Source organism: Flavobacterium sp. CF108, from assembly GCF_900129795.1.
GTDB lineage: Bacteria > Bacteroidota > Bacteroidia > Flavobacteriales > Flavobacteriaceae > Flavobacterium.
Genome location: NZ_FQWW01000015.1, coordinates 1 through 2,486, shown reverse-complemented (window position 1 = coordinate 2,486; position 2,486 = coordinate 1). Strand labels below are relative to the sequence as shown.

Here is a 2,486-nt window from a genome sequence, read left to right as displayed (position 1 = left end):
TCAATAGTCTGGTTTAAAGAACTACTTTGCGTTGTCCATGCTGGGGCAGTAGTATCCTGAATAGTAATAATTTGAGTAAAAGTATCAGAAGTATTTCCGCAGTCGTCTTTTACAGTCCAGGTATTGGTGTAAGTTCCAGAATTTGAGCATCCTTCAGAAGCAACGAACTGTCCGCTTACTTTAGTGATATTAGAAACATCAGTGTCGCATAAATCAGAAGCAGCTGGGAATAAAGCCTGAGCAGAAGTCAAAGCTTCAGCATTGCTGCATTCAATAGTTTGGTTTAAAGAACCAGCTTGTGTTGTCCATGCTGGAGCAGTTGTATCCTGAATTGTAATTACCTGAGTGAAAGTGTCCGAAGTGTTGTCGCAGTCGTCTTTTACAGTCCAGGTATTGGTATAAGTCCCGGCATTTGAACATCCTTCAGAAGCCACGAATTGTCCGCTTACTTTAGTGATATTCGAAACATCAGCATCGCATAAATCAGAAGCAGCAGGGAATAAAGCCTGAGCTGAAGTCAAAGCTTCAGCATTGCTGCATTCGATAGTTTGGTTTAAAGAACCAGCCTGTGTTGTCCAAGTCGGAGCAGTTGTATCCTGAATTGTAATGATTTGTGTGAAAGTATCAGAAGTATTGCCGCAGTCGTCTTTTACAGTCCAAGTGTTAGTGTATGTTCCAGCATTTGCACATCCTTCAGAAGCCACAAACTGTCCGCTTACTTTAGTGATATTTGAAACATCAGCATCACATAAATCAGAGGCAGCTGGGAATAAGGCTTGCGCCGAAGTTAGGGCTTCAGCATTGCTGCATTCAATAGTCTGATTTAAAGAACCAGTCTGTGTTGTCCAAGTCGGAGCAGTTGTATCCTGAATTGTAATTACTTGTGTGAAAGTATCAGAAGTATTGCCGCAGTCGTCTTTTACAGTCCAAGTGTTAGTGTATGTTCCAGCATTTGCACATCCTTCAGAAGCAACAAACTGCCCGCTTACTTTAGTGATATTCGAAACATCAGTGTCGCATAAATCAGAAGCAGCAGGGAATAAAGCCTGAGCCGAAGTTAAAGCTTCAGCATTACTGCATTCAATAGTTTGGTTTAAAGAACCAGCCTGTGTTGTCCAAGTTGGCGCAGTTGTATCCTGAATAGTAATAATTTGAGTGAAAGTATCAGAAGTATTGCCGCAGTCGTCTTTTACAGTCCAAGTGTTAGTGTATGTTCCAGCATTTGCACATCCTTCAGAAGCAACAAACTGCCCGCTTATTTTAGTGATATTAGAAACATCAGTGTCGCATAAATCAGAAGCAGCAGGGAATAAAGCCTGAGCTGTTGCTAAAGCGTCAGCATTGCTGCATTCAATAGTTTGGTTTAAAGAACCAGCCTGAGTTGTCCAAGCTGGAGCAGTTGTATCTTCAATAGTTATTATTTGAATAAAACTATCGGTAACATTTCCGCAGTCATCTTTTGCAATCCAGCTATTTGTATATGTTCCAGCATTTGAACATCCTTCAGAAGCCACAAATTGACCGCTTGTTTTTTCATAAGTAACAAATGTACAATTTGCAGTTGCAGCTGGAGTCTGATTTTGAGCATTTTCTAAACCAGCAGTATCACTGCATTGTAAAGTTACATTTAATGTTCCTGCCTGCGTAATCCATGTTGGAGCTGCAGTATCTTGAATTGTAATTACTTGTGTAAAAATAGCTGAGGTGTTATTACAGCTGTCTTTTGCTGTCCAGGTATTAGTATAAGTTCCTGTGCTTCCACAGCTTCCTCTTTGAAGCTCGCCACTTGTTTTAGTATAAGTTACGGTTCCGTTGCAATTATCTGTTGCAATTGGTGCTTGATTTTGAGCATTATTAAATCCTTCTGTATCGGCACATTGTAATGTTACATCTAAAGAACCAGTCTGTGTTGTCCAAGTCGGAGCAGTTGTATCCTGAATTGTAATGATTTGTGTGAAAGTATCAGAAGTATTGCCGCAGTCGTCTTTTACAGTCCAAGTGTTAGTGTATGTTCCAGCATTTGCACATCCTTCAGAAGCAACAAACTGCCCGCTTACTTTTGTGATATTCGAAACATCAGCATCGCATAAATCAGAAGCTGCAGGGAATAAAGCCTGAGCTGAAGTTAAAGCTTCAGCATTGCTGCATTCGATAGTCTGGTTTAAAGAACCAGCCTGTGTTGTCCAAACTGGAGCAGTTGTATCCTGAATTGTAATTACCTGAGTGAAAGTATCAGAAGAATTTCCGCAGTCATCTTTTACTGTCCAAGTGTTGGTGTAAGTTCCGGCATTTGAACATCCTTCAGAAGCAACGAACTGTCCGCTTACTTTAGTGATATTCGAAACATCAGTGTCGCATAAATCAGAAGCAGCAGGGAATAAAGCCTGAGCCGAAGTTAAAGCTTCAGCATTGCTGCATTCAATAGTCTGATTTAAAGAACCAGTCTGTGTTGTCCATGCTGGAGCTGTCGTATCCTGAATTGTAAT

Annotated in this window: 1 protein-coding gene; it reads right to left on the bottom strand. The window is 40.7% G+C overall.

Features of this window, described 5'->3' with window-relative positions:
* Nucleotides 1-2,486: Ig-like domain-containing protein (locus tag BUE10_RS23585; protein WP_073489572.1), on the bottom strand; the 2,486-nt coding region annotated here is incomplete at both ends.